The organism is Mycobacterium sp. IDUB_28 (assembly GCF_055419285.1).
The window spans coordinates 228,256-254,707 of record NZ_JBVAXK010000005.1 but is presented as its reverse complement, the minus strand read 5'-3'; the positions used below and the strand labels follow the sequence as shown (position 1 = coordinate 254,707).

At 62.5% G+C, this 26,452-nt stretch carries 21 protein-coding genes, 1 tRNA gene and 3 pseudogenes; 11 read left to right on the top strand and 14 right to left on the bottom strand.

The window, feature by feature from the left end:
• Positions 1-13: 13 nt before the first annotated feature.
• The 8 genes from ACZYZ9_RS12905 to ACZYZ9_RS12870 all read right to left on the bottom strand — a co-directional run bounded on the left by ACZYZ9_RS12905 (position 14) and on the right by ACZYZ9_RS12870 (position 6,036).
• Positions 14-697 (bottom strand): thioesterase II family protein, encoded by a 684-nt coding sequence (locus ACZYZ9_RS12905; RefSeq protein ID WP_463826648.1) that lies wholly within the window; start codon positions 695-697, stop codon positions 14-16.
• A gap of 177 nt (positions 698-874) precedes the next feature.
• Complete coding sequence (locus ACZYZ9_RS12900; protein ID WP_463826647.1) at positions 875-1,861, bottom strand: alpha/beta fold hydrolase; 987 nt, start codon at positions 1,859-1,861, stop codon at positions 875-877.
• Positions 1,862-1,983: 122 nt separating this feature from the next.
• Complete coding sequence (locus ACZYZ9_RS12895; protein WP_463826646.1) at positions 1,984-2,337, bottom strand: hypothetical protein; 354 nt, start codon at positions 2,335-2,337, stop codon at positions 1,984-1,986.
• A 210-nt stretch (positions 2,338-2,547) separates the two neighbouring features.
• Positions 2,548-3,465: an alpha/beta fold hydrolase gene (locus ACZYZ9_RS12890; protein ID WP_463826645.1), complete on the bottom strand. Its 918-nt coding sequence runs from the start codon at positions 3,463-3,465 to the stop codon at positions 2,548-2,550.
• A 61-nt stretch (positions 3,466-3,526) separates the two neighbouring features.
• Positions 3,527-3,883 (bottom strand): hypothetical protein, encoded by a 357-nt coding sequence (locus ACZYZ9_RS12885; protein WP_463826644.1) that lies wholly within the window; start codon positions 3,881-3,883, stop codon positions 3,527-3,529.
• A gap of 287 nt (positions 3,884-4,170) precedes the next feature.
• Positions 4,171-4,899: a DUF998 domain-containing protein gene (locus ACZYZ9_RS12880; RefSeq protein ID WP_463826643.1), complete on the bottom strand. Its 729-nt coding sequence runs from the start codon at positions 4,897-4,899 to the stop codon at positions 4,171-4,173.
• 123 nt (positions 4,900-5,022) lie between these two features.
• Entirely contained in the window at positions 5,023-5,529 is a 507-nt protein-coding gene (locus tag ACZYZ9_RS12875) for a hypothetical protein (RefSeq protein WP_463826642.1), read from the bottom strand.
• Between the two features lie 240 nt (positions 5,530-5,769).
• The gene (locus ACZYZ9_RS12870; RefSeq protein WP_463826641.1) at positions 5,770-6,036 is read right to left on the bottom strand and encodes a hypothetical protein; all 267 of its coding nucleotides are present in this window, start codon (positions 6,034-6,036) and stop codon (positions 5,770-5,772) included.
• 439 nt (positions 6,037-6,475) lie between these two features.
• Between ACZYZ9_RS12870 and ACZYZ9_RS12865 the strand changes: the two genes are divergently transcribed.
• From ACZYZ9_RS12865 to ACZYZ9_RS12835, 7 genes and pseudogenes are all read left to right on the top strand, one after another.
• A complete protein-coding gene (locus tag ACZYZ9_RS12865) occupies positions 6,476-7,417 on the top strand; it encodes an alcohol dehydrogenase catalytic domain-containing protein (protein ID WP_463826640.1) in 942 nt (313 codons plus the stop codon).
• 1,115 nt (positions 7,418-8,532) lie between these two features.
• Positions 8,533-9,789, top strand: a complete 1,257-nt coding sequence (locus ACZYZ9_RS12860) for a tyrosine-type recombinase/integrase (protein WP_463826639.1) — start codon at positions 8,533-8,535, stop codon at positions 9,787-9,789.
• A gap of 56 nt (positions 9,790-9,845) precedes the next feature.
• The gene (locus ACZYZ9_RS12855; protein ID WP_463826638.1) at positions 9,846-10,256 is read left to right on the top strand and encodes a hypothetical protein; all 411 of its coding nucleotides are present in this window, start codon (positions 9,846-9,848) and stop codon (positions 10,254-10,256) included.
• A 1,377-nt stretch (positions 10,257-11,633) separates the two neighbouring features.
• Positions 11,634-11,915, top strand: a complete 282-nt coding sequence (locus tag ACZYZ9_RS12850) for a hypothetical protein (RefSeq protein WP_463826637.1) — start codon at positions 11,634-11,636, stop codon at positions 11,913-11,915.
• A gap of 97 nt (positions 11,916-12,012) precedes the next feature.
• The gene (locus ACZYZ9_RS12845; protein ID WP_463826636.1) at positions 12,013-12,729 is read left to right on the top strand and encodes a hypothetical protein; all 717 of its coding nucleotides are present in this window, start codon (positions 12,013-12,015) and stop codon (positions 12,727-12,729) included.
• The gene (locus ACZYZ9_RS12840; protein ID WP_463826635.1) at positions 12,726-13,454 is read left to right on the top strand and encodes a hypothetical protein; all 729 of its coding nucleotides are present in this window, start codon (positions 12,726-12,728) and stop codon (positions 13,452-13,454) included. Before ACZYZ9_RS12845 ends, ACZYZ9_RS12840 begins: the two co-directional genes overlap by 4 nt.
• A gap of 412 nt (positions 13,455-13,866) precedes the next feature.
• Positions 13,867-14,502 (top strand): annotated as a pseudogene (locus tag ACZYZ9_RS12835) (transposase); the annotation flags it as partial.
• Positions 14,503-14,566: 64 nt separating this feature from the next.
• Here ACZYZ9_RS12835 and ACZYZ9_RS12830 read toward each other — a convergent pair.
• From ACZYZ9_RS12830 to ACZYZ9_RS12815, 4 genes and pseudogenes are all read right to left on the bottom strand, one after another.
• Positions 14,567-15,010: pseudogene (locus ACZYZ9_RS12830) on the bottom strand (ATP-binding protein); the annotation flags it as partial.
• A gap of 16 nt (positions 15,011-15,026) precedes the next feature.
• On the bottom strand, positions 15,027-16,091 hold the full coding sequence (locus ACZYZ9_RS12825) for an IS110 family RNA-guided transposase (RefSeq protein ID WP_463826634.1): 1,065 nt from the start codon (positions 16,089-16,091) through the stop codon (positions 15,027-15,029).
• A 297-nt stretch (positions 16,092-16,388) separates the two neighbouring features.
• A pseudogene (locus ACZYZ9_RS12820) lies at positions 16,389-16,796 on the bottom strand (ATP-binding protein); the annotation flags it as partial.
• Positions 16,793-18,154, bottom strand: coding sequence for an IS21/IS408/IS1162 family transposase (locus ACZYZ9_RS12815; protein WP_463826633.1), 1,362 nt, complete (start codon positions 18,152-18,154; stop codon positions 16,793-16,795). The gene ACZYZ9_RS12815 and the pseudogene ACZYZ9_RS12820, both read right to left, overlap by 4 nt.
• Before the next feature lie 274 nt (positions 18,155-18,428).
• Between ACZYZ9_RS12815 and ACZYZ9_RS12810 the strand changes: the two genes are divergently transcribed.
• Positions 18,429-19,202: a phage major capsid protein gene (locus tag ACZYZ9_RS12810; RefSeq protein ID WP_463826632.1), complete on the top strand. Its 774-nt coding sequence runs from the start codon at positions 18,429-18,431 to the stop codon at positions 19,200-19,202.
• A 391-nt stretch (positions 19,203-19,593) separates the two neighbouring features.
• On the opposite strand, the gene ACZYZ9_RS12805 is transcribed toward ACZYZ9_RS12810, so the two are convergent.
• Complete coding sequence (locus ACZYZ9_RS12805; protein ID WP_463826631.1) at positions 19,594-20,502, bottom strand: restriction endonuclease; 909 nt, start codon at positions 20,500-20,502, stop codon at positions 19,594-19,596.
• Positions 20,503-20,634: 132 nt separating this feature from the next.
• On the opposite strand from ACZYZ9_RS12805, the gene ACZYZ9_RS12800 reads away from it, so the two are divergent.
• Positions 20,635-22,941, top strand: a complete 2,307-nt coding sequence (locus ACZYZ9_RS12800) for an nSTAND3 domain-containing NTPase (RefSeq protein ID WP_463826630.1) — start codon at positions 20,635-20,637, stop codon at positions 22,939-22,941.
• 247 nt (positions 22,942-23,188) lie between these two features.
• Here ACZYZ9_RS12800 and ACZYZ9_RS12795 read toward each other — a convergent pair.
• Positions 23,189-23,261: transfer RNA gene (locus ACZYZ9_RS12795), tRNA-Arg, on the bottom strand.
• Positions 23,262-23,384: 123 nt separating this feature from the next.
• Between ACZYZ9_RS12795 and argS the strand changes: the two genes are divergently transcribed.
• Entirely contained in the window at positions 23,385-25,037 is a 1,653-nt protein-coding gene (gene argS / locus ACZYZ9_RS12790; protein ID WP_463826629.1) for an arginine--tRNA ligase, read from the top strand.
• 80 nt (positions 25,038-25,117) lie between these two features.
• Positions 25,118-26,452, top strand: a complete 1,335-nt coding sequence (lysA, locus tag ACZYZ9_RS12785; RefSeq protein ID WP_463826804.1) for a diaminopimelate decarboxylase — start codon at positions 25,118-25,120, stop codon at positions 26,450-26,452.

The window sequence follows — 26,452 nt, the reverse complement described above, 5'->3', positions numbered from 1 at the left end:
CTCCGGTAACCGCTCAGGCGGCTGCGGCTGTCGACATCAGCGGACGCAGCGAATCGAACAACGGCTGCCGGTTGCGCAGGTAGAAGTGGCCGCCGCGCAGCATCTGCACCGAGAAGTCGGCCTTGGTGCGCGACCGCCACTCCTGCAGGTCGTTTTCCTTGACGATCGGGTCCTCGCTGCCGCCGAAGACGTGGATCGGGCAGGACAGTTCGGGTGCGTCGCCGTCCTGGTCCGCCGTCTTGAGCAGCTTCAGGTCGTGCCGGGTGATGGTCAGGGCCTGCTCGTGCAGGGACGGCCAGCGCGTCAGACCCGAGGGCATCAACCCCATCTCGGCGAGGAATTCAGCGAGCTGCTTGTTGTCGAGCTGGTCCACGACGTGCAGCGGCAGCTGACGGTTCGGCGGGGCGTAGGCGGACAGGAAGATCGCCCGGGGCTGCTCCCCGCCGGCGGCGGCCCGCACGCAGGCCAACCGGTAGGCGAGCATGGCGCCGAAGCTGTGGCCGAAGAACATGTGCGGCTCGTCGAGCAGCGGGCCGAGTTGCTCGATCACCGCGTCGACGAGGTCGCGCATGGTGGCGAAGCGTTCGCGGTTCGGAATCTCGACGGGAATCACCTCGACAGCGGGCCGCAGCGCCTTCACCCAGGCGTTGAAAACCAGTGCGCCGCCGCCGGCGTGATGAAAGCAGAACAACCGCATGATCTGTGTCGCCTTTCGTATAGGCCCTTTTCCCAGGCCCCCTGTAATGACCACAGTCCCGCAGGGGGCTTGTCGGATCCTTGATGGATTCTTGGCGGATATTCGTTGGTGGGCGGGCGCCGCGCCTCGAGCTGCGCTCTACGCAGGGTGGTGCATCAGACCGGCGGCCGCCTGAGGTCAGGCGAGGTCCTCTTCCGCCTCGTAGTCGGCGTACTGACGGACACCGGTCTGCAATGCCTTCTGCATGAGTTCTGGCTGGTAGGCGAACGGCTCGGTGGAGTCGATGAACTGTTCGACGACCCGCACGAAGCGGTCCGGGTGGTCGTCGTGCGGCATGTGGCCGGACTCCTCGAAGATCTCCAGGCGTGAGCCGGGGATCTGCTGGTGCGCCAGCCGAGCGTGGCTCACCGGGATGATCATGTCGTCCACGCCCCAGATGATCTGCAATGGAAGGTCCTGCATCAGGTACGTGCGGTCCAGCATCGTGACGTACTGGCCGCGGGTGTCGACCACGGCACGCAGCGTGCGGGCGAACGCGGCCACGGCGCCGGGCTTGCTCAAGCCGCGGGCCAGACGCGGCAGACTGGACACGTCGCGGGTGAAACGCGTTGAGCCGACGACGTTTTGGACGGTGCGGCCGACGAGTTCCACTGCGGAGAGCGCACCGGGAAGTTGCAGCATCGAGAGCGCCTCGGCGCCCATCGGCATGGCCGCGAACCGCAGCGCGATGCTGACGTCTTTGGTTACGCCGCCGGCGCTGACCAGCACGACGCGCTCCACGAACTCCGGGTACTGGTAGGTGAACTGCGCCGCGACGCCGCCGCCCAGGGAATGCCCGACGAGGGTGACGCGGTCGATGTCGAGTGCGGTGAGCAGGTCACGCAGGCCGTTGGCGAATGCGGACAGCGAGTAGTCGGCGTTGGGCTTGTCCGATTCGCCGTGGCCCAACATGTCAGGGGCGATGACGGTGAACCGCTGCGCGAGCTTGGCGTGCACCGGGCTCCAGGTCGTGGAGTTGTCGCCGACGCCGTGCAGCAGCACGATGACCGGTCCGGAACCGGCGATCCGGTAGGCGCGACGGTGGCCGTGGATGGTGCGGAACTGCAGCTTCGGCTCGGTGATGTCGCGGACGGGCCGCAGGTGGCGGCGGGTGCGGTTCGACATGGTGTCCCTCCCTGGTGTGCGTCTCCTCCGCCGTAAGCGGGGTATTGCAGAGAAGCGTGCCGGGGGGATCTTGGCGAGTTCTTGGAGATTTCTTGTCAGGACGGTCCGGGGGCCGGCCCTGCTCAGTTGATCCTGGTGAGGGTGAACGAGTCACGCAGGTCATGCAGACCGCACGGCGCCGCAGTTTCCAGGAAGTCCACTTCCCCGGCCAGGGTTGCCGGGTCCCACCACTGGTACACGTGAACGGGATGCTGCGTGCTGCCGAATATGGTTTCGCCAACGATGTAGGGGGGACAGAACGCGCCCTCCGGAACTACGCGTTTCACCGCGTACCGGCCGTTGACCAGCGGTGCATCAAAGCCTTCACCGGGTCCCGTCGACACGTGGGCCACGCACCCCGGCGTGCAGGTGGTCGTGATACTCCACGTCGCTACCACCCCGTCTTCGTCGGTGTAGGCGTAGTGACCATCTGTCATCACCGGATTCTCGGCGCGGGCTGTCGGTGCTGCGGCAAAAAGTCCCAAACCGCACGAGATCGCAAGCACTGCACGTAATGAGACGATCTTCATCTGTGTCTGCCCTTAGTCATCGTTGACTGCGCTCGCTGAGCGTAAACGCAACGCTATCAACCGATTTGCGGGCGGGAAGTCGTGCGCAGCGGATTCATTGCCGACTCAAACAAAACGTCATCGATTCGCGGACGGCGAATCTGAGCGTGCGACCGCGCGGATCAGGTTGGCGGTGCGATGCGGCTGGTCGATCATCACCAGGTGCCTGGCCGGAGCGAGCGTAATATGTTCTGCACCAAGGTTTTCGGCGAGCTTGACCTGTTGGGCGCGCCAGCGCCGGGTGTACCAGCCGGTGTGGGCAGTGGCCACCGTGCAACGCACGTCCGTCAGCGGGTGACTGGCGCGTAGGTCGCACAGCGCCTCCGCGATCTCGTGGTAGGCGGCATATTCGCTGAGCAGCGCGATCTCAATGTCGTTTGTCGATGCGGCGCGGCATATTTCGGACATCATCGGGGCATCGAGTCCGTCAGGACGACGGCGCTGCACCAGCATCAGGCCGGCACGGGCCAGCGGAACCCGCAGGTGCAGCTTGGCGAGCGTCGCGACGGCCCCATCGACGACGGCAAGCTTGGTCCGCAGCGGTAACGTCAGCCGCCGACGGTGAGCGATGCTGGAATCGAGCAGTAGCAGCGCGCGGGTGCGCTCCGGATACAGGCGCGCAAACGCTTCGGCGTAGAAGCCGCCGATCGAGTGCCCCACCACCACAACCGGATCCGATCGCCCCACCACCTCGAGCGCAGCCCCGATCCGGTCCGCCTCTGATCGGAGCATCTGACGGGCATCGGGCGCCGGTATGGTTTCCGCCGTTATGCCCGGCCGGTCGAACCGCACGACGGTGTGGTCCTCGGCCAGGTTCGTGACCGTGTCACGCCAATGCAGTGCCCGGCCCCCCAGGCCGCTGCACAACACCACGACCGGGCCGGTGTTGCCATCCACGCGTACCCGGAGCTGACGGCCGCCGACCTCGACGACGTGGTCGGTCACGGGCCGGATCCGACGCTGCAGCTGCCGGCGGGCTGCGGTGGCGTACTCCATCCGGCCGGGGTGAGGCCCACCAGGACATCATGCCGTGTCCGCCGGTCGGCGCCGATGATCGTTATCCGATACGGGTGAGGGTGAACGTGTCGTGCAGGTCGGGAAGGTTGCACGGAGCCGCGCTCTCCAGGAAATGCGCCTCTCCGGACATCGTGCGCGGGTCCCACCATTGATGAACGGTGACCGGATGCGTGCCGCCGTCCCAGAGGGAGCCGTTGTCTCCCAGGTAGTAGGAGGGGCATGTCACGCCGTCCGGAATCATCCGGGTCACTGTGTGCCGGCCGTTGATCAGTGGAGCGTTGAAGCCATGGCCCGGCTCTGTTGTCACGTGAGCGACGCACTGCGGGGTGCACGTGGTCCTGATCGACCAGGTGCCGACGTCACCGTCTTCATCCAGGTAGCGGTAGGTGCCGTCCATCGCGGGTCCTTCGGCCCGGGCGAGCGGTGTTCCGGTGCTACAGCAAGCGGCGAATGTTAACGCAAGTGCGGCAAGCCGCAAGTCGAGCCTCAAGTCGCCACCTACCTACCTAGAATTAGTTGCCATCGGACAATATCGCCGAAGTGTATCAGCAAAAACGCTGCCCAAGGCACCTGTTCGGGAATCTTCAGGGGAAAATGTCGGGCGGTCGCCACGGCGTGACTCCCGGCCGTGCCGATTTCAACTCATCCAGCGCGAAAATGGCCGGCGCGTGCGGTTGTGTGCAGTTACTCTGCGCGTTCGGGTCGGCTGCGAGCGGTGCGCAGAGCGACGTAGATCAACCAGCCGGCGAAAGCCGTCAGCTCGGCGCGCTGGGCAATGCCGATGACGCCTACGTGGTCGGCGTTGTCCAGGAGCATCGCCAGACCCGTCAGAAGTGCTGTCCCGGTGAGCGCCCCCAGCATGAACAGTCCCAAGCGACGGACCTTCGGTGCAGCACCCTCGCGCACGTCGGCGATGGCGAAGGCCAGAAGCGAGCCAATCGCCGCGGCGAGCACCACGCCACTACTCAGCCAATGCAGTTGGTGGCCGATGGGCACCGTTCCTGAGGCCTCGCGAGCGGCGCAGGTGGGGTTGGAACTCGGGGCGCACACCAGCGTCCAGATGGTGTTATCCAGCACCGTGGCCGCGGAGAAAACCACCACCGCCAACCACCCCTTGATGCTCCAGCGGCTGCCGGGCCGGCTCAGCAGGGCAGCGGTGGCTGCCACGACGAGTGCGGCTGCGGCGCACAGATCGCCGGCCCGGAACCATTCGCCGTAGGGCTGGTCGGCGGCCGCCAGTTCACTGATGTAGAGATCGGGGTCGGGCAGCGTGCGGGTGAAAACAGTCTCCAGCACCCAGTTGGAGTAGAGCATGGCTCCGGCGACGGCCCCGGCCGCCGCGACCCACCGCAGCACCGCGCGCCGCGAGGGGCGCTGTCCCGCGACGTCGTCGTCGCGTTGCCGCAAGGCCATATCGCCATCATGCCGTGCTGATAGGTTCGCCCGCTGCAACTATGCCGCGAATGGTGCATCCGGTGAGGTGTCACAGAGGCCGGCGTCGGCCGACGTGCTCGTTGATGCAAGCGCCCGCGATGGTCAGCCGGTGAAGGTGACGACATTGCCCGGGAACAACTGGTTGCCCGGTTGCGGCGGCCGCGGACCGCAGGATCGGTCCCGACTCGCCCAGCAGGTCACCGAGCTTGTCCACACATCGTTGCCGCCCGCGTCGAACGCGATGTCCATGGTCGCTGTGCCGGCCGGGCTGTCAACGCCGTTGGTGTCGTAGTGGAAGTTGGCCACGATCGTGGTGCGGCCCTTGCTCCGCTTGTCCGACCGGCTGCCCTCCATCTGGAGCAGGGTGAAGTGGAACTTCTGTCCGGGCTTGGCGTGATCGTTGTGATTGGGGCCTGACGCCGGGTATTTCGCTGTACTGCTGTAGTCCCAGAACACGAGTTCGACGTTGGTGTTGTTCACGATGTCGAACGGGCTGGTGTTGGCGGGGTCGGCGCCGGCAGTTCCGGAACCGCCGGTAGTGAACGTGAGGCCGAGGACAGTGGCCAGAACGCCCACTTGCAACACGTGAGTCGCGGCCGATGTCTTCATCGTGGTCCTCCTGGCGAGGCTTTCACCGACAAGCGTCGCATTGCGCCTTCGGGTCACGCTACCAGCAGCCTGCCCGAGCCCCTCAAGTCCTGCTCGCTTGCCGATCAGGTGGACGGCGTCGATCTCTGGCCGGCGAGATGGGCGCTCCGCAAGGTCGTGAATTACATTGCGGGACAGTGGTATTGAGTACCCAATCTGACGAGAGCGCGGCCTGTCGTACCCGCTGACCGCAGCGCAGTGTTACCGGATTCTGGTGAGGGTAAAGCGGTCATGGTGGTCGGCAAGCCCGCACGGACCGGAGTGGTCGTAGAAGTCCACCTCACCGACCAGTGTTTGCGGATCCCACCATTGGGTGACGGTGATCGGATGCGTGCTGGCGGGGATCCATCGACCGTAGTCCCCGGCGGTGAATCCCGGACAGGTCACGGCGTCGGCGATGGTGCGGGTGCTGGTGTAGCGGCCGTCGATCAGTGCGGCATCGAACTCTCGTCCGGTTGCCGTTGTCACGTGGGCGACGCAATCTGGCGCGCAGTTGGTCGTGATTGTCCACCTGCCGGTGTCGCCGTCTTCGTCGTGATAGAGAAATGTCCCGTTCGTGGTCGGGTCCTCCGCCCAGGCCGGTGTAGCCGCACAGATTCCGAGGCCAGAGAAAATAACGATCGCCGCGCTGACTGCTGTGATTTTCATGGTGTGCCTTAGCTCGCGGGTCCCCCCGGACACCAAGAACACTAGAACCGAAAACATCGCTGCCATAGTGTGTTTCGGCGACTCATACCGGACTCCTAGGCAACGCGGCCGACCCTGGCTGCTGCGCGACAGGGTAGCGGTGTCAGGTGTGTCGGCAGTGTTGCACGACGCCCGGATAGATCGCGGATAGGCGATGGTTGGTGCTTCGCACGGGGGTCCCACTCGGGCATAGTTGGCGGCGTCGAATCGGGAGAATGCGATGAGAGCTTGGCAACTAGTCGCCGCCAACGAGCCCCTGCAGCTGGTGGACTGTGACGACCCGGTACCGGGACCCGGGCAGGTCGTCGTCGAGGTCCGTGCCGCGGGCCTCTGTCATAGCGATGTGGGATTTCTGGACGGAACGTTGACCCCGCTGCTGCCCAGGTTGCCGATCATTTTGGGCCATGAGGTGGCCGGAGTGGTGGGGGCGGTGGGTCCCGGTGTCGCGGACTTTCATGTCGGGGACCGCGTAGTGGTCGAGTTGGGCAAGGCCGGCGCGCCGGGTTGGTCAAGCGACGGGGGCTTCGCCGACAAATGCCTCACCTCGGCGGAGGCATTGATCAGACTGCCCGACCGGATCGAGTTCACCCAGGCGGCTACCGCCACCGATGCGGGCCAGACCGCGTACGGCGCGGTGCTGGGTGTCGGCGCCGTGCGCGCCGGTGAGAAGGTCGGCATCGTCGGGTTGGGCGGGCTGGGTCTTACCGGTGCGCGGATCGCCGTGTTGGCCGGAGCGCAGGTGTATGCGGCCGAACCCAAACGCGAGGTGTGGGAACTCGCCAAACGGCAGGGCGTCCTCGATGTCGCTGAGGACGTCCGCGAATTGGCCTCTCTGCAACTCGACGCGATCGTGGATTTCGCCGGATTCGGGACCACCACGGCCGGCGCAATCGGCGCGGTTCGGGTGCAGGGGCGCGTGATCCAAGTGGGTCTCGGACGGAACGAAGCAACGATTCCGACCTCGGAACTGGTGATCAAAGAGGTGACCCTGCGGGGAGCACGAGGCGGTCATACCGGGGCTCTCGAAGCGGTTCTCGCGCACATGGCCGCCGGGGAGCTTGAAATCCACACCGAAACGATCACCTTCGACGACATTCCCGAGGCCATCGAGCGACTCAGACTCGGCAACGTGGTCGGTCGAGTGGTTGCCGAGATGCCCTGACCGCTCGGGCGGTGTTCGGGTCGGCCACCCGGGCGCCCGGTGGTACCACAGCTGGGTGGCTGGGATGCCGGTGCCGTCCGAAATATGCTGAAAGGCAATCGATTTCGCCTGACCAGTGGTTTTCCGTGCTTGATGGGCCGCGGGACTGACTATCGCGATAGTTGGGATCGGTAGCGGGCCCCTGGATGTGTACTGGGCTTCCGACGGACCCAGTGGCGTCCGGATCACGCGGAAGGGACCACCATGAAGAAACTATGCATCGCAGCGTTGGCAACGGCGGCTTTGGTTTCGAGTGCCATCGGTCCGAGCGCGCAGAGTGCCCGCGCCGACAACCAGGGCCCATATCACTGGTGCCCGGGAGAGAGCATGTCGTTCCCGCCGGGACCCGGGCGAGACATGGTGTGGGACATGAGCATCTGTCACACGTTTTACTTCGTCGACTACGGCAAGGGCAATGTGCCGAGCAGCATTCCCGGACCACCCGGGCCGTGGGTGTGGGACGGCGAGAACCCTCCGCCGAGTAACCGGTGTTACCCCTGGTGCTTGTAGTCGCCTTGCCGGCGCCGCACGGTGGGCATTCGCCCATCGGTGACGGTGCTGGTCAGAGGGTGCCCCCGGCAGGATTCGAAAATGCGGCACCGTGACGGGATCCCGTATATTCTGACTTGCGAAAATAGCTCAACGACAAAGTATTTCGGATTTTCGCCTCAAGTCGCGTCGGCTAAATTGGTTCTGCATAGGTAGCGGATAGGTAGGTCCAGCAATCCCGCTGGTCAGCTTGCCAGATCCGCAGGGAATTTGCGGGAGGTACCGATCATGAACCCCGACGAAAGCGTGGCGCAGCGCTTCCAGGAGGTAACGCTGGCCGGAATTGAGGAGGGCAAGCGGCTGGGATATAACCCCACTCGGTATCTACTTATGGTCAGGGAGCGAGGGGCCGTGGGGGCGGCCAAGCATGTTTTGCGCCCAGGCCCGCCCGCCTACGGATTTGTCACACTGGCACATCTGCACCGTCGGCCTGACCTCACCACGGAGTACACGGCGCTGATGCCAGAGTTCCGAGAGCTATTCACCGCGGATGAGTTGGCGGAGGCGGCGAGACGGCTGGGGCACTGATGAGCGGAACCAAAGGGCACCGAGCATGGGGCAACATCAAGAAGCAACGCACCAAAACCCCTAGCTACCAGGCGAGTTACATCGGACCCGACCAACGACGGCACTACGCGCCAACAGTTTTCGCGGCCAAGATGAACGCTGAACGGTGGCTGGCTCGAGAACGTGACTACCGCGATCATTGCCTGGCCACGGGGGAGACGTGGAAGGCTCCCAGCGAGCGCGCTGTGGAAAAGAGAGCCAAGCATCTGACGTTGAGTGAGTACGGCAAGACGGTCATTGACCAGCGGCTATTGAAGCCGCGAACCCGTATCGAGTACGAAGCCAAGTGGTGCCAGTTGATTGAACCGAAACTGGGCAGCCTGGCAGGACGGGACCTGACAACCACGGCGGTGAGGGGCTGGTATTCCGGCCTGGACGCGAAGCTGGCCACGCGCAACGGTCACGCCTACGGCATCCTTAACATGATCTGCAATACGGCGGTCAAGGACGGCCTATTAGATCGCAACCCGTGCCAAATCGTCGGCGCGATGAACCCGAAGCCGAAGAAGAAGGTACGTATCCCTTCCACAGTCGAGCTGCACGCCATCGCGGACAAGCTGGGAGCCGACGACGGCAATTCTCGCTTCAAGGCCCTAGTGCTGCTAGCTGGTTGGTGCGGCCTGCGTTTCGGTGAGGTGTCGGAGCTTCGGCGCAAAGACTTCAACAGCGACTGCAGCGTGCTAACCGTGGCGCGAGCGGTCACACACCGCATGGATGCCAACGGTGATAAGGGCTCGCGGTGCCGCATCGACACGACGAAGAACGGCGAGGAACGTACGGTCACTATCCCTCCGCATATCCGCGACGACGTGAAGGCCCACCTCAAGGCCTACGTGGGCAAAAGTGATGAGGCTCTACTGTTCACGCCTGCGCGCGGCGGCTGTCATCTCGGTGATCGGGTGTTCAACAAGGACGTGTTCAAGAAGGCTGCGAAGGACATAGGCAGAGATGATCTTTCGGCCCATGATCTACGGCGCTTTGCCGGCAGCAAGAATGCTCAGGTGGCGACGCTGACCGAGAACATGGCGCGTCTCGGGCACAAGATAGTGGAGGCGGCTCTGCGCTACCAGCACAGCCAAGACGGTAGGGACGCTATCGTCGCCGCGAACCTGAGCGCGAACGCACTGGCAGAGCTACAGGCGGCCACCGCGAAAGGTCCAGACCCCACATGCACACACATGGCCAACCCTGATTCATATGAGCCGGAGGCCTCGTGACGACCGATAGCGCGAAGCTCGCAACCCTTGCTATTGGAGCGGCTGGGGAGCTGCTAGTGCAGTACAAGCTGCTCAAGCTTGGCATCGACAGCGCACGTCTAACCACAGACTCCGGTATTGACTTGGTGATGTATGTGCCCGGCACGACGACGGCCGCGACCATTCAGGTGAAGACCAAGGCCGCGTCGGACCGTGCTGGCGGCAAAGGCAAACTGCTGCTCGGCTTTCGGTTTCCTGACGCCTGCCCTGCCCAGTGGCTCGCCTTGGTAGATCTATCGCGAGATGCGGTGTGGCTCCTGACAATTGATCAAGCTCGTGATATGGCACAGCAGACGCATCCCAATAACAACCGTCTGCTCTACTGGTACACCGACGAGTCGATAGGCGCAGATAAGCTCCGTGACAGTGACATGATCTCGCACCGGCTGGAGGCGGTCGCAGCTCAGCGACTGCAAGCAGGACTTTGACGCACCCATCTATGGCTATGTCAGGCAGGAGGCAGCCTTTTGAGCAAATCGAATGCAAGTGACTATTTAGAGATTCACCTGTACAACGATCTCCGCTGGCTCCTCTGTGCGGCTGCTGAGTGGCAGTTGCAGAAGACGATCAATCGCGGAATTGATGGGTTGTACATTCAGATCTACGCGATGGACTCGGCCGCACTGCATGCCCGTGCGCTGCTTGAGTTCTTCACGGGCCATGGGTCCAATCGTGGCCGGATGAACGCACTGTATGGGATTCAGTCAATTGCCTCGCAACGTTTTCCTGGTGACTGGGTACGTCCCCTCAACACTCACATAATGCATGTGCAGGATCGCACTGTGGGACAACGGCTTACGGCGGTCGACGGCGTATCAAAGCTTGACCTAAACGACATGCCCGTGGAATTTGGTCAGGAGGTTGTCGGCTGTGGCGACAGTTCATCAAGCACATCAAGCCCAATTCACTACCGACACTGGCTCATACAACCCTGGACCGTGCTACCGCGGAGTCATCACTTGTCTACAACAACGACGTCAATAGGGCCCACGACCTCAACCCGATAGCTTGGTGACGCATAGGTAGCGGATGGGTAACTGGCGGCCTAGGGGCACCATTTGCCTATGTGGCGCGTTTGAGCACCGCAGGTTTGCTACCTGCGGCTTAAGGCCGGCGGCGCCGCCCGTGCTTCGATTCCAGCTGGCGAAGCGGCGGCAATGCGGCGCTGGGACGGTTTGCCTCATTTGCCATTTGTATGGCTGCCATGCCGCTGATGTGCACTACGCGACGCGTCTGGTGGCGCACGCTGCGTTTCGATTCTTGCGGCGGGATCCATCGCTCTCACAAATGGTCGTCCGTCTCTACTGGGCCTGCGCTGGGGTGCGCGCCATGGGAGGCTTGGATGTGGGCAGTGGTGTTTTGTAGAAACGGCCACCCGGCGGCACGGAACGGAATACGATCTGCGACCGTGCGGAAGTCATTAGTGCTGGTAGCCAGCTTCGTCATGGTGCTCGCCTTCGCGCCGACAGCAAGCGCCGATCCGGGCGGCTCGCGATGTGACCCTAACTACTCGGGCGCCTGTGTCCCGATCGCGAGTGATGTTGACTGCGCGGGTGGTAGCGGCAATGGTCCGGCCTTCGTCAAGGGTCCTGTGAGGGTGATCGGCAGGGACATCTACGGCCTGGACCGAGACGGCAATGGAATCGGATGTGAATAAAGCGAGCGTAAGGGTGCGCCGGGTCCGAAGCTGCCGAGCAGACGACTACTTGCGCTTCAGGTGAGCCACCAGGTCGCTCGCGACGAAGGGCCATTGACATGCTGTGACCACCTGCACAACTGTGGGTAGAGCAGACAGGGGGCGACAGATGGGCAAGAAGCTGATCGCGGCGGCAGTGGCGGCAGGTCTCGCGGTAGGGCTTGCGCCTGCGGCAAGCGCTGATGACGTTCAAAGACAGGTCTGCCTGGCCGTGATGGCTGCGGGCGTCAATCCCTACAACCCGAACGACAATTACGCTCTATTCCTCGTGCAGCAGAACCCGAACATGACCTACAACCAAGCGAGCGATCTGGTCAAGAAGGCGTTCGGCTCTGTCCGCTATCACGACAACCCGATGTGCAACGGCGTAACCATCCCCGAGAACTACTAACGGCTACGTGCCGGGAGCCGTTTAGCGCTGGCGGCATTTCTCCGCCGGAGAGTGTCGTACCTGGGGGCTAGGGTGCGTCTCGACACCGGAGGTCACCATGAGCAACCCACCCATTTGGCTTTCGATCGCGCAGGCGGTCGGCGCAATTTCAACCACGGTCGGTGTGCTGATTGCGCTCTACGTAGCCGTTCGTCGGGAACCCAAGAAAGCCGCCGAGGAGCGCCAGCGGCACGAAGCGCAAATGGACGCGCTTAATCGGGCAGAGACAGAACGCGTCGCAGCGCAGGCGCGAAAAATCGTCCCTAGTTGTCTGCGTACACCGATGTTTGGCAATACCTGGTGGACGGTCAAAATCGAAAATGTAAGCAACTCGGCAGCAACGATCCTGACCGTTGACGTGAGTGCTGTAGATACCAACGGCAACATCGTGCCGAATGGTTGCAAGCAGTCCAACAACACCATGCCAGCCGACCAAGCTTTCGAGAAGGCAATTCGAGCTGCGATGTCTGGATCACTACAGGGTGCTTTTCAGCAGTCCGGCATGGGCCGCATGATTCCGCACGCCGCAGCTCAACAACTAACGAACCAACTTGCGCCAGCTGCGAAACAGGCGATGCAAGAAGCCATGGTTGGTCACTTCGTTACGGAGTGGCAACGGACACTTGGCCCCAACCAGAGCGCTCTGATGGCCTACGCGACCACCGACCCAAATTTGAAGTTACGCATTACGATTGATTACGAGGATGAGGCCGGCTACCAATGGCGGCGCGTAGACAGCAGCCAACCGGTGCGGACCGACAAGGTATCGGCATGACTGCCGCACAGAATTGGGCGGCGGTATCTGCTGTAAGCCAAATCGCAACAGTCGTAGTCGCAAGTTGGGCCTTAATCTACGCCCGTGGCCAAGTACACCAAGCTCGTCTAACCCGTGAACGCATTGCACAACCAGATGTCGTTGTGTACGTCGACCGCCACGAAGTACGGCGCTATATGGATCTGGTAATCAAGAACTTTGGACAGACGACGGCCTACAACATTCGGTTGAAAATCCCGCCGTTACAGGTAGCGCCATACACGAACCTGCACACCGGTGAGGAGGTTAAGAATCTCTACGTACCCGAAAGCATTGCGGTGCTAGCTCCTGGCCAAGAGTGGCGGACAGTGTGGGATTCCGCCGCACGGAGAGCAAAGCATAAAGGAGCGCTGCAAGACCAGTTTGTCGGCCACGTGGAGTTTGACGACAAGATGGATCCGGACAAACCCAGCTTCCGCAATCCAATTTCGTTGGACGTCAAGATGTTCTGGAACACAACATGGATCACAGAGAACAAAGGCAAAACGGTCGAGAAGGCATTGTATGAGATTGCGGACACGCTCCAGAGCTACAGCCGCGACGACAAAGGGGTTTGGGTCTATGCGGCTACTGGCGATGAAGAGCGTCGCCGACGGGAACAGGGATACCAAGAGGCTGCAAGAGGGAACGAAGATTTCATGAGGGATCTAGGGGTCATCCAAGATGATCCCGACCCAGACGACTGAGGGCCGCTACTGCGCCTTCCGCTGTAGAGGCACTACGAATGTCCGCTGGAAGCGGCACCGGTCGGGTAGCGGGGCTAAATTTGCGCAGATCTCGGTCTTGAGCACCGCCGCGTAGATGTCCATGGTCGTGCTGATCTTGGCGTGACCCAACCACCGACTCACGTCCCGAGCGTTCTCGGCGGCAATGCGGCGCTGGGACGGTTTGCCTCATTTGCCATTTGTATGGCTGCCATGCCGCTGATGTGCACTACGCGACGCGTCTGAGTGTGGTCACCTGACTTGGCCCCACTTTGGCTGTCGTTCTTCACGAATTTTGGCCCCGGGGTGGTGAGGCGGATTCTAGTAATCGTCGCAACACCGGAGTTGTTTAGAGGTTGTGGTGGGAGGAGTTCTTGTGACTCGGCGTGGCGGAATGCGGGTGGAGAAGCAGGAGTGGTTCGCGCGGCTGATCACTCGGGGGGTGAGTAATTCTGAGGCGTGCCGGATGGTGGGGGTCAACCGCAGGACGGGGACACGCTGGCGCTACGGGCGCATAATCCTCAATACGGCTGGTCAGGCGGTGCACTATCCGCCGGTGAGATTAACTGCGCCGAAGGCGGCGCACCCTCGTTATCTGTCGTTGGCCGAGCGCACGACGATCGCTGACCTGCACCGCGCGGGCGTGGGCGTTCGTGGCATCGCTGGGGAGCTGGGTAGGGCTGCCTCGACGGTGTCGCGGGAGCTGCGCCGCAACGCTGATGACCACGGCCGTTACCTGGCCGCCACCGCTCACCGGGTGAGCACCGAGCGACAGTTCCGGTCCTGGCGTGCGCGGCGCGTGGCCGGTGATGTCACTCTTCATGGTGTCGTCGCCGAGCTATTGGGCAAGCGGTGGAGTCCGGAACAAGTCAGCCACGAACTGCGATTTCGGTTCCCTGAGCAGCCCGAGCGCCACCTATGTACGGAGTCGATCTATCAGGCGATCTACGACCCTAGGACCGATGTGACCCGCCCGGCCAAGCGGCGTCGCCGGCGGCGTCGACGCCGCATTCAGGGCTTGGAGCGGCGGGTTGACCGCGCTCATCGGAAATCCCCGGCTGTGCTTGCCGAAATTCCTCACCTGTGAGCAGCGGTCAGTGTAGTTGTTGGCGGGTGCCGGTGGTTGTTCGGCGCAGGGTTTCCGCGGCGGCGTGGTGATCGCGTAGCCGGTAGGACTGACCGTCGAGGTTGATGACTACGGAGCGGTGCAGCAGGCGGTCGAGCATGGCGGCGGCGACTGTGGTGTCGCCGAGGATCTCTCCCCAGGCTCCCACGCCCCGGTTGGTGGTGATCACGATGCTGGTCTTTAAATACCGTTGGGAGACAACCTGAAACAATGCTGATGCGGCCTCGGCGGGCAACGGTAAGTACCCCAGTTCGTCGATCACCAGCAGCGTCGGACCGGCGAAGAACCGCATGGTGGTCGCCCAGCGCCCCTCGATCGCGGCGCGATGACAGCGGGCGGCCAGATCGGCGGCGGTGGTGAAGTAGGTCCGATAGCCGGCATACGCTGCGGCCCTTGCCAATCCGACCGAGAGGATGCTTCTATGTCTGTCAAGCAGCCTGTTTGACCGTGGTAATTGATGCGGCGTCGGTCTGCATGATCCGGTAGACCTCGCGGGCGATAGCGCGTTTGAGGCAGCGTTTGATTTCTCGGGGCGTCTTGCCTTCTGCAGTGCGTCGGGCGGCGTAGGCCTTTGTCGTAGGCTCGAATCGCAAGCGCGTCAGTGCAACGGTGTGCAGTGCGCGGTTGAGTTGGCGGTCACCGGCGCGGTTGAGCCGGTGGCGTACGGTGGCGCCGCTGCTGGCCGGGATTGGTGCAGCACCAGCCAGGGCCGCGAAAGCCGCCTCGCTGCGGATGCGATCGCGATGTGACCAGGAGATCAAGAACTGCGTGGCAGTGATGACACCGATGCCGGGCCGGTCGAGCAGCTGGGGGCAGGCGGCATTGACGAGGAGTTCGAGCTCGGTTTCGTGTTCTGCGGCTTCAGCTTCGAGCATGAGAGCACGCCGGGCGGTGGCGCGAATCGCGCGGACAGTGGCGCGGTGTTCGACTGAGTGTGACGGCAGGGTACGCAGCCGTGCGCAGCGGTTGAGTTGTTCGTCGGTCGTTCCGCGTCGTAGTTGATCACGCAGCGATTGGGGGGCGTTGACGATCATGGCCTTGAGTTGCCCAATAGCTTTGGTACGGGCCAGTATTGCGCCCTCTCGCGCGGTAAGTAGCACTCGCATGGCTTCTCGGTCGCCGCGAGCGCGCGGCGCGGCCAGGTGCTCGCGAGTCAAAGCTTCGCGTGCGGCTCGGACGGCGTCGAGGTCGTCGGACTTGGCGCCGTCACGTCGTGCAGGGCGTGCGGGGCGATCTATCTCGACGACCCATTCGCCGCGTTCGAGCAAGTGTGTGGTGAGACCAGCGCCGAAGCTGCCGGTGCCCTCGATGGCCCAGACTCGCCGCCCTGTCGCATGTTTGGCGGCAAAGGTGTCGAGCTTGCGGAATCCGAATGCGTCGGTGGCCACGGTTACCCGCTCGACCAATCCTCCGGCGGCGGTGACGATCGCCGCGGTGTGGGAGTCGCGGTGGGTGTCGACGCCGATGACGAAATCGACCTTGTCTGTCAGCATGGGTGTCACGGTGTTCTCCAATCGTTGGGGTGCATCAGGTCGGCGCCGGCCTGGATGGGATCACCGTGCGGCAAGACTGTGATGAGGCACGACCCGGCATGGGGTCGGCCAGGCTTCTGATCAGGCCAGTCGTGGTGGGCCAGGCCGGTGCCGGTCACCGGCGACGACAAATCCAACGCAAGGGCACTACCCGCGTGAGGTGCGGCCAATGAGTCTTTGGGGTCAGTCGCGGTCACCGACACCGACCCTTCCACCGGCGGCGCCGAGACTCTATTGAGTCCGCCCTAAAGACTCACAGTGCGTCTTTCCGGTGCCGGGTGGTCCGATGAGCAGGATATTGGTCGCCGATTCCAGGTAGCGGCAGGTGCCCAGCTCGTCGATGAGCGTGCGGTCGATCCCGGCGGCGGAGTCGACGTCGAAGTCATCGAGGGTGGCCGGGGTGGGCAGGCAGGCGAACCGCAACCGGCCCGCCAACCGTCGGGCGGTGGAGGCCTCGACTTCCACGGCCAGCAGTCGCTCCAACGCGACGGTCAGCGACAGCCCTTCGGCGGTGGCCTGGTCGAGCACCGCGGGGAGTGCTTCGGCGGCCGCGGTCAGTTTGAGTTCGGCCAGGTGCGAGCGCAGCTGCTGATAACGGCTCGCCGCCGCCGATGGCGATTCCTCGGCCGTGGTGGTGGTCTTGATGGTACGTGGAGTGGGGGTCATTGGATGGTCCTGTTCTGGGCGGCCCGCTCGTAAGCGGACAGGTCGATCACGGTGGAATCAGTTGACGGAGTGGGAGAGTCACTAGAAGTGCTGGGCGCATTCTTGAGCCGCAGTAGGTGTGCGGCAGCGGCTTTGGCGGCCGGTCCGGGTGGGATGCGTTCCTTGCGGCGGTGCGGGCGCCCGGTGGCTGCGGTGGCCATCGCCGCAGCGTCCAGGGCGATGACATGACCGCTGTCGCGCACCATCACCCCGAGCCCGTCGGCGGCCATCCGGTGGCGGGCGATCACGATCCCGCTCATGGTGGCGATATCGCAGAACTGGCCCCCGACCGGATGGGACACCACGACGTTGGCGGCGGCCAGTTCCGGAGGCACTGAGTAGCGGTTGCCGCGGTAGGACACCATCGCTTGGCGTGAGGCGGTGCGGGCTTCGGCCACGATCACCGGATACGCCTGTGCCGGCACCGGTTGCAGGGGCTCGGTTGTGGCGACCACGGCGACCGAGGACCGGCCGTCGGCGGTGGCCCGCAGCCGGGTGTCACCCCGCACCCGGGCGAAGCGATCCACGCTGGCCTGGGCCTGCTCAGGGGTGGCTTCGTCGGCCAGGGTGCGCCACCAGCGTTGCGCGGCGGTGTGATTGACCTTCTCCACCACGCCCTTGCGGTTGCCGCGCCGTGCCGGGCAGATCGCCACCGCCACGCCGTAGTGCTTGGCCACCCCGGCGAACGACGCGGTCACCCGTCCCGAGCCGGGGTCACACACCGTAGCCATCCGGTCGAAGCGCCACACCCTGGTCAGCCCGCCCAGGCCGCGGGTGACGCGGTCCAGACCGGCGACCAGGTGTGGCTGATCCTCGCTCGGTGCCAGATAGCCGCGCCACTTCCCGGAATGCGAAAGTGAGCCGACCAGCAGGTGCGCGGTCTTGCCCCAGCCCCACGATGCCGGCGGATCGGGCAATTCCAGCCAGTCCCATTGAGTTTCGTCGCCGGGAGCGTGTGGGATCACCGCGTTCGGGCGCTGTGTGGCGGTCCGGCACGCCTCACAGACCGGGCGCAGATCCCGGGCGCGGATGTTGCGGGTCAGGCTCTGATACGACAGCCCGAACCCCAGGTCCTCCAACTCGTCGAACAGGGTGCGGGCCCACAGGTGTGGGTCCTCGGTCAGCCTCGCGGTGACGTAGTCGACGAACGGGTCGAACGGATCAGGGCCGGGCCGGGCACGCACCCCGGGCGTGCCGCCGCCGGCCAGATACTTGCGGACCGTCTTGCGATCAAAGCCGGTGTGGCGGGCGATCGCCGAGATCGTCCAACCACGCATGCGTAGGGCATGTACTTCCACATCGTCCTCCCATGTGAGCATGAGAAAGCGGGCCTCCTTCGATGGAGCAACTGGCGTCAGACACCAGCAGCTTCGAGGGAGGCCCGCCCTTCTCGGCGGAGCCACACGGGTGGGGAATTTCGATGAGCGTCAGTGGGGAATGTCAGTGAGCGCGGTCACCGTTCCGTTGCCCGCCGACCCGCGGCGTCGGCAAGCCGAGTCGCAGGCTTCAGGCGGCCCGTAGGACAGCCTGAAATGCCCGCAGAGGCCCGAGAACCCGCTGTCCACGGTCGTCGGTCCGAGCTACGAGAATCGCTTGCTTGACAAATTGCCAACGCAAGCCATCGATGGGCCGAGCCTGGAGTACATCGTTCACCAGAGCACGACGGGCGCACCGGCGATTGTCTCCGAAGGTGCGGTAAAGCCGGAGCTGGTGTTCAATACGGCACCTCAGACGGCGACCCCGCAGAAGATCGCGGCTCACTTCGCGCTGTCGTGGGAGACGATGCAGGATTGGTCGAACTTCAGCGAGTATTCGCTGGGGGAGATTACTCGACAAGTTATCAACGTCGAGAACGCCGAGCTGCTCTCCGGTGCGGGAACGACCGGCCACCTTCACGGTTTCTTTTCGACCAGCGGAATTCTCACTCACGACGCCAGCACCGACACCGGCACCAACGTGACAGCGCTGGACAGTATCGAAAAGTCGATTGCTGTGCTGCGATCCGGTGCGGCGCTTGCGGAGGCGAATCTACTGGTGCTGCATCCCAATACGTGGTCTGCGCTGCGCCGCACCAAGGATACGCGAGGCCGCTTCCTAGCGACGGCCGATCCAACCCGCGACGAAGCTAATTCGCTATGGGGAGTCGAAATACTGCCAACGACGCAATGCACGGCAGGCAAGGGACTGCTGCTCGACACCAACAAGTTCGGATTCGTCGTCGTCCGCGAAGCCATCTCACTGCGCACCGGGACAAGCAACGACGACTTTGTCAGGAACTTGCAACGGTGGATTTGCGAGGAACGCTTGGAGCTGTGCGTCGAGCGGCCCGCAGCGGTGTTGTCCATTTCGAACCTGCCAACATCGTAGGGAAGGTGCAACGCGATGACTGTTGAAGTGCAGCAACCATTTCAGGTTTGCTACGGAAGTACCGTCTACGGGCCAGGTGAAGTAGCCGGCGTCCCCGACGCGGTCGCGCAGCAATGGATTCGGTCGGGCTGGGTCGTCGAAGTGGACGAAACCGACGAGCCATCTGCCAGGCCCGCTCCTGGCCGTCGTTCTTACTGAGCGCGAACTCCGCGGTGGTCGGCGGTCTCCCTGCTGAGCAACCGGGCGTCAGCGGAACTGAGTCGGATGACTCAATATCGCGGTTCCATGCTGTCCGTCACGCGGCGTAGTGCCGCGTCAAGCGTCATCTATTGTTCGCTTCTCGAAGAGCGCCGGTTTCAGGAGGGCGGTCGCACAAGGGCCTGCTGCCCGCTTACTCGTCGAAAGTCTCTTCGTCAATCTGTTTCAAGTCGAAGGTTTCACGGATTTGAACTCCCACGTTGTATTGCACCATAAGACGGGACAGTTCCATGCCGTCGATGAGACGTAACCGCATGCCAACGCTCTCCGCGAACTGCATCGCGCCCGCCGAGAACCTGCCCGTTGTCACGAATACTCCACGGCTCGTTTGCGCACCTTGGAGTGCGCCAACGAACGCCTGAATTTCAGGTCTACCTACTGTGTTTAGCTTGTCGTAGCGCTTCGCCTGTACGCCGACTAGGTCGAGCCCGAGCGCGTCCTGGCGAACGATGCCGTCTAAGCCGCTGTCGCCAGGTTTTCCTGTGTGTTCCGTCAGGGATTCTCGTCCGCCGTAGCCCATCGCCTGCAGGAGCTTTAGTGACAACTTCTCCAGAAACAGAGGCGGCTGCGCCAAAATACGATCCAGTAGCTCGGCGGCAAGCGTCTCGTAAGACTCTTCAATAATCGCGTTGACGGCCTCGCTCGGCGATACCTCGTCGGTGGCGATGTCGACCGCAACTTCCGACTGCTTGACCTTCTTTCGGTTCCTGAAGTCGACGTACTCGGGGAACTTGGCCAGGACCGCCATGTCGACTCGGTCGGGATGCGCTTGCAACACGGACCTGCCGCGCTTTGATAGCACGTACCGCCCGCGCTGCGGACGGTCAAGCAACTTCGCTTGCGACATGTGTGTAATCGCCCACGCGACCCTGTTGTCGAACTTGGACTGTTTGCCGCTGGCAAGCATCACCAATCTGTCTTCGTCGGACACCGCGAGGGCTTCAGCCACACATTCGCGGACCTGTGCTTGAGATTTCGGCTCGTCACCCTCAACGGCAATGAGAACGGGACGCATCATTGTCTGGAAGTCGGGAATACCCACGCGCTACGACACTATGCGACTGCCTCTGCCCAGCGATGCCGAACCCACTTTCTATCCGAAGGCCGATCCGTCTGGTACCAGTTAGTGGGGACGATGTCAGTCCCTCAACCGTCATTGCGCGTGGGGGTATCAGTGCCTGAGTACGACTTTCACACTCTGTCGCCGACCGATTTCGAGCTTCTTGCTCGAGATCTTCTCCGGGAGCGCCTCGGCGTAGAACTGCAAGCGTTTGCGACCGGTCCCGACGGAGGTGTCGATCTGCGGGCTCATCAGGACGGACAGACAACCGTCGTTCAGTGCAAGCACTACCGGGGGTCTACGTTCAGCGATCTAAAGAAAGCGGCGAAAGCCGAAAAGAAAAAGATGGATCTATTGAAACCTGGCAGGTATCTATTCGTCACAACGCAAGACCTGACAGTTGGACAAAAGCAAGATCTGCAAAAGCTGCTAGACCCGCATATTACTGATATCCAAGAAGTGCTCGCTCAAAAAGATATTAATCAACTACTTGGTCAATATCCTGCGATTGAGCAGAATCACTTCAAGCTGTGGATGGCTTCCGCGTCGGTTCTAAAGAAAATTATTGAAAGCAATATATGGCGGCGCAGCGAAGCGTTAATGGAGGAAATTCAGGATCGGGTACGACTGTACGTGGCCTCATCGAGCTTCGCGGCGGCACGCGAGATGCTGATTGAGTCAAATGTATGCGTTATCACCGGCGCTCCCGGCGTCGGCAAAAGCATGTTGGCCGACATGCTATCACTTTGGAGATGGGAGTCTAAGTGGCAAATCGTAGAACTGCCGTCACATAAAATCGACGAAGCTTGGAGTGTATGGGATAATGATGTCAAGCAGTTTTTCTACTTCGACGACGTTTTCGGCCAAACGGATATTCGCGAGCGCCTCAGCAATGACAGTGGCACAACGGTCGGGCGGCTTATCAACAGTGTGCGCAGGAGCCAGGGAACGAAAAACCTGGTCGTAACTACCCGTACACATGTTTTGAACGAAGCGGAAGCAATCGACGAAGCCGTGAAACGCGCCGACTTGCATGCGCGCGAATGCGTCCTCGAAGTTACTGAATATACACAAATTCAAAGAGCGAGGATACTGTACAACCACCTTTACTTCAGCGACATGCAGCGCGAAATCATTCGAGAATTTGTGGATAAAGCCCTCTATTGGAAAGTAATTAAACATCCGAATTTCACTCCGCGACTGATAGAACTATCCATCGCGCAACAGGTAGCCGGCCAGTCGGCACAGGACTTGGTTAATCGTATCTTGCATGTTCTTGACCACCCAATTGACTTGTGGGGCAACAGTTTTCGTGAAGCATTGACAGAGCCTGCGCGACTCCTGCTCATGCATCTTGCTGCCTTTCCGCCTCGTGGTGCTGCCGCGAATCGGCTTCGCGCCGCGGCGATACGGGATGCTGGGCCGCTTGACTACACACGGGCGTTGAATCAGCTTGAGGGCAGCTGGATAACTATAGTGGCGGACAATCCCGACTCCGATACAGTGGTTTCGTTTCACAATCCGAGTTGTCGTGATTTTGTACTGTCATTTCTCGATTCAGAACCGGATTACTACCTCGATGTTTTGCTTCACACGACTGATTCGGCGCAACTCACTCAGCTACTTCAATACGCTAATTCAACATCGAGCGGCTCGGAGGCTAAATACCCTTCGCTTCGCGCCAAGGTTCAAGCTGTCGGAGCCACCCATGTCCCAGAGCATCTCAGGAACGTTTGGCTAACAGACCCTGAGACTGTAAGGAACCAATCGGCTGATATTCTTTATGCACTATCAAGAATCGACGCTGTTCATAAACTTGGATTGGCTGACTGGATCGCGGAGAAGACACTTTTGCTTTCTGGTTGTCTAAAAGCGCCGGGTGATATCGGTGGTACTGCAGCTTCCCATCTTGCAGAAATGTTGATGCGCTACGTGAGTGAGCCTACCGCGGGCGAGCAGGTTGAGAGTTGTAAGCTCTTATATCTTGCTTGGAGCAAGGCTGTTGCGGACCACACAGAATGGAATGACGTTTTCGAGTTCCGCGATTGGATTGGCGATGTTGTGTGGTCTAGCGTTGAGGAATCAACGGTCGCGGAATCGTTCGAGTCGTGGCTTGATGCTGAGTTTGAAGCAATACTTGAAAACGCGGAGGACGCAGACACGGCGCGGGCATGGGTCGAAGATGCCCAGTCTGCCGCCAGCACTTACTTTAACGACGGCTACTTTGACCGAAGCTTCGAAGCGTTCGAAGAATCGGTGGCGTCGAAGTATGGTGAAAATTTCGAACCAAGCGCTGAGGACTTGGAGAGCATACGAGCCGGTGACGCTATTGAATCGTCGGGCGACCTGGTCGAGACGATGAGGGCTCGTTTTGAATCGGAGGACGCGAAGGTGCGCGGCCTATTCAATCAACTCGGTTAACGCAATGCGTGGTGCGCGGATGTCCGCGAATCGTTCCAGTTATTGAGTTTCTTTCGCCTGACTGTTGCTGTCATGTTGTTGAAACATTTCTCGCCGGTCGATGGCTCGGTGCCAGCCGATGACAGCCAAGATACTGATAATGCGTCGTAGCCTGACTCGCTCTGGCCTGTGGTAGCAAAAATGCACGGAAGATGCACGCGATTGTTCACAGACTTGCAAAATTGGTGCTGACCTGCGAGAACGTGGGTGCCCCCGGCAGGATTCGAACCTGCGGCCTTCTGCTCCGGAGGCAGACGCTCTATCCCCTGAGCTACGGGGGCGCATAACACCATGTGCGCCATAGGGCATAAACAAGCCCCGCCAGACTAGCGCATCCCGGTGACCGCCCGACCACCGGTAATGGATTCGAGGCGAACGCGCCCGAGCCAATAGGATGGACGCTCGTGACCCCCGCCGACCTCGCTGAGCTGCTCAGAATCACCGCCACCGCGGTGCTGGCCGAGCATGATCTCGACGTGTCGGTGTTGCCGCAGACGGTCACCGTGGAACGACCGCGTAACCCAGAGCACGGCGACTACGCTTCCAACCTGGCGCTGCAGCTGGGCAAGAAGGTCGGCGCCAATCCGCGTGAGCTGGCCGGATGGCTTGCGGACGCGCTGGTCCGGGCCGACGGCATCGCCGCCGCCGAGGTGGCCGGCCCCGGCTTCATCAACATGCGCCTGGAGACTTCTGCGCAGGCCAAGATCATCAACGACGTGACCGACGCCGGGGCCGGGTTCGGGCACTCCGACGTGCTCACCGGGCAGAAGATCAACCTGGAGTTCGTCTCGGCCAACCCCACCGGCCCCATCCACATCGGTGGCACCCGCTGGGCAGCCGTCGGTGATGCATTGGGTCGGTTGCTCGCCACCCAGGGCGCCGAGGTGGTCCGCGAGTACTACTTCAACGACCACGGCGCACAGATCGACCGCTTCGCCGACTCCCTGGTGGCTGCCGCCACCGGGCAGCCCACTCCCGCGGACGGCTACGCGGGCACCTACATCGTCGATATCGCCGCCCAGGTGCTGCAGAAACAACCGGATGCCCTCAGCCTGCCCGAGGCGCAGCGGCGCGAGACGTTCCGCGAGATCGGGGTGGACCTGATGTTCGCCCACATCAAAGAGTCGCTGCACGAATTCGGCACCGACTTCGACGTCTACACGCATGAAGACTCGATGCACACCAGCGGCCGCGTCGACGAGGCCGTCGAGAAACTGCGCGACACCGGCAGCATCTACGAGAAGGACGGCGCAACGTGGTTGCGCAGCAGTGCCTTTGGCGACGATAAAGACCGCGTTGTGATCAAGAGTGACGGCAAGCCCGCCTACGTGGCCGGTGACCTGGCCTATTACCTGGACAAGCGGGAGCGTGGCTTCGACCTGTGCATCTACATGCTCGGTGCCGACCACCACGGTTACATCGCCCGGCTCAAGGCCGCCGCCGCGGCGTTCGGTGAGGACCCGGCCACCGTCGAGGTGCTGATCGGGCAGATGGTCAACCTGGTTCGCGACGGCCAGCCGGTGAAGATGAGCAAGCGGGCGGGCACCGTGATCACCTTGGACGACCTGGTCGAGGCCCTGGGGGTCGACGCCGCGCGTTACAGTCTGATCCGTTCGTCGGTGGACACTCCCATCGACATCGACCTGGCATTGTGGTCGTCGGCGTCCAACGAAAACCCGGTCTATTACGTGCAATACGCGCACGCTCGGCTTTCGGCGCTGGCGCGGAATGCCGCCGAGCTCGGCCTGATCGCCGACACCGGGCATCTCGAGCTGCTCAGCCACGACAAAGAGGGCACGCTGCTGCGCACCATCGGCGAATTCCCGCGGGTGCTGAAAACTGCAGCCTCCCTGCGGGAACCGCACCGTGTGTGCCGCTACCTCGAAGACCTCGCCGGTGACTACCACCGCTTCTACGACGCCTGCCGGATCCTGCCGCAGGGTGACGAACAACCAACCGACTTGAACACGGCCCGGCTCGCGCTGTGCCAGGCCGCTCGCCAGGTCATCGCCAACGGATTGGCCATCCTCGGAGTCAGCGCCCCGGAGAGAATGTGAACGTTCATCCCGCCGGACCCCGGCACGCCGAGGACGCCCGGCAAGCCGGCAGCCCGCCCCGTCCGCAGTCTGCCGAAGAGCTGTTGCGGTTGGCGCCGAACGTGTGGCCGCGCAGTACCTCTCGTGATGAGAGCGGGGTGGCCGCGATAGCCGGGGTGACGGTCACCGACCTGGCTCAGCAGTACGGCACGCCGCTGTTCGTCGTCGACGAGGACGATTTCCGATCGCGCTGCCGCGAGACCGCCGCGGCCTTCGGCGGCGGAGCCAACGTGCACTACGCCGCCAAAGCGTTCCTGTGCAGCGAGATCGCCCGCTGGATCGGCGAAGAGGGCCTGTGTCTGGACGTGTGCACGGGCGGAGAACTGGCCGTAGCCCTGCACGCTAACTTCCCGCCCGAGCGAATCACGTTGCACGGCAACAACAAATCGGTGGCCGAACTGACTACCGCGGTGAAATCCGGTGTCGGCCACATCGTGTTGGATTCGATGACCGAGATCGAGCGACTCGACGCCATCGCCGGCGAGGCGGGCATCGTGCAGGACGTGCTGGTGCGCCTCACCGTCGGTGTGGAGGCGCACACCCACGAATTCATCTCCACCGCACACGAAGACCAGAAGTTCGGGTTGTCGGTGGCCAGTGGTGCGGCGATGGCCGCGGTCCGGCGGGTCTTCGCCACCGACCACCTGCGAATGGTCGGTTTGCACAGCCACATCGGGTCGCAGATCTTCGACGTCGCGGGCTTCGAGATCGCCGCACACCGGGTGATCGGCCTGCTGCGGGAAATCGTCGCCGAATTCGGGGTCGACAAGACCTCGCAGGTGTCCACCATAGACCTCGGTGGCGGCCTTGGCATTTCGTACCAGCCGTCCGACGATCCACCGCCGATCGCCGATCTGGCGGCCAAGCTGAGCGTGATCGTGGGCAACGAGTCGGCTGCCGTCGGGTTGCCCACACCCAGGCTGGTGGTCGAACCCGGCCGTGCCATCGCCGGGCCGGGCACGATCACGCTGTATGAGGTGGGCACCGTCAAGGATGTCGATGTCAGCTCGACTGCGAACCGGCGCTACGTCAGCGTCGACGGCGGTATGAGCGACAACATCCGCACCGCGCTCTACGACGCGCAGTACGACGTACGGTTGGTTTCGCGCCTGTCCGACGCCCCCGCCGCGCAGGCCCGCCTCGTCGGAAAGCATTGCGAGAGCGGCGATATCATCGTGCGTGATACCTGGGTGCCCGATGACATCCGGCCCGGCGATCTGGTCGCGGTGGCCGCGACCGGCGCCTACTGCTATTCACTGTCGAGCCGTTACAACATGGTGGGCCGTCCCGCCGTGGTAGCCGTGCGCGAGGGACAGTCCCGGTTGATCCTGCGCCGCGAAACGGTCGACGATCTGTTGAGTCTGGAGGTGAGGTGA

Bases quoted from the DNA above. Each gene is read 5' to 3' on its own strand.
- ACZYZ9_RS12905 (WP_463826648.1), bottom strand. From the start codon at position 697: ATGCGGTTGTTCTGCTTTCATCACGCCGGCGGCGGCGCACTGGTTTTC.
- ACZYZ9_RS12900 (WP_463826647.1), bottom strand. From the start codon at position 1,861: ATGTCGAACCGCACCCGCCGCCACCTGCGGCCCGTCCGCGACATCACC.
- ACZYZ9_RS12895 (WP_463826646.1), bottom strand. From the start codon at position 2,337: ATGACAGATGGTCACTACGCCTACACCGACGAAGACGGGGTGGTAGCG.
- ACZYZ9_RS12890 (WP_463826645.1), bottom strand. From the start codon at position 3,465: ATGGAGTACGCCACCGCAGCCCGCCGGCAGCTGCAGCGTCGGATCCGG.
- ACZYZ9_RS12885 (WP_463826644.1), bottom strand. From the start codon at position 3,883: ATGGACGGCACCTACCGCTACCTGGATGAAGACGGTGACGTCGGCACC.
- ACZYZ9_RS12880 (WP_463826643.1), bottom strand. From the start codon at position 4,899: ATGGCCTTGCGGCAACGCGACGACGACGTCGCGGGACAGCGCCCCTCG.
- ACZYZ9_RS12875 (WP_463826642.1), bottom strand. From the start codon at position 5,529: ATGAAGACATCGGCCGCGACTCACGTGTTGCAAGTGGGCGTTCTGGCC.
- ACZYZ9_RS12865 (WP_463826640.1), top strand. From the start codon at position 6,476: ATGAGAGCTTGGCAACTAGTCGCCGCCAACGAGCCCCTGCAGCTGGTG.
- ACZYZ9_RS12860 (WP_463826639.1), top strand. From the start codon at position 8,533: ATGAGCGGAACCAAAGGGCACCGAGCATGGGGCAACATCAAGAAGCAA.
- ACZYZ9_RS12850 (WP_463826637.1), top strand. From the start codon at position 11,634: ATGGGCAAGAAGCTGATCGCGGCGGCAGTGGCGGCAGGTCTCGCGGTA.
- ACZYZ9_RS12845 (WP_463826636.1), top strand. From the start codon at position 12,013: ATGAGCAACCCACCCATTTGGCTTTCGATCGCGCAGGCGGTCGGCGCA.
- ACZYZ9_RS12840 (WP_463826635.1), top strand. From the start codon at position 12,726: ATGACTGCCGCACAGAATTGGGCGGCGGTATCTGCTGTAAGCCAAATC.
- ACZYZ9_RS12825 (WP_463826634.1), bottom strand. From the start codon at position 16,091: ATGCTGACAGACAAGGTCGATTTCGTCATCGGCGTCGACACCCACCGC.
- ACZYZ9_RS12815 (WP_463826633.1), bottom strand. From the start codon at position 18,154: ATGCTCACATGGGAGGACGATGTGGAAGTACATGCCCTACGCATGCGT.